The following is a 434-nucleotide window of genomic DNA, read 5'->3' on the forward strand; positions in this document are numbered from 1 at the left end:
GTGGCTAATTTAACGCCTTTGCAGGAAGGAATGCTCTTTCATACAGTGATGGAGCCGGAATCACAGGCGTACTATGAGCAAGTGCGAATGACTATCCGGGGTGAACTGAACCTGGAGGCTCTGCAAAAGAGCTTCCAAACCCTGGTACAGCGTCACGAAACACTCCGTTCGAATATGTATCATAAAAGTGCCTCCCGCTCGCGGCTCATTGTATTTAAGGAACGAATTGTAACGCTTCATTACGAGAATTTGACGGATATTCCCGAGGCAAAGCAAGCTGAAGCGATTCGCAGCTACACAGACGCAGACCGGAGCCATCGGTACGATCTGAGCAAGGATTTGCTCATCCGTCTGGCTGTGCTTCAAACCCAAACGAACGCATATACGCTACTTTTAAGCTTTCATCATATCATTATGGATGGCTGGTGCCTTGG

Annotated in this window: 1 protein-coding gene; it reads left to right on the forward strand. The window is 48.4% G+C overall.

Annotation, left to right across the window (positions count from 1 at the left end):
* The coding region (locus tag E0698_RS26325; protein WP_202895089.1) for a condensation domain-containing protein at positions 1–434 on the forward strand (434 nt) is incomplete at both ends.

The organism is Paenibacillus sp. 23TSA30-6, assembly GCF_014858585.1.
GTDB lineage: Bacteria > Bacillota > Bacilli > Paenibacillales > Paenibacillaceae > Paenibacillus.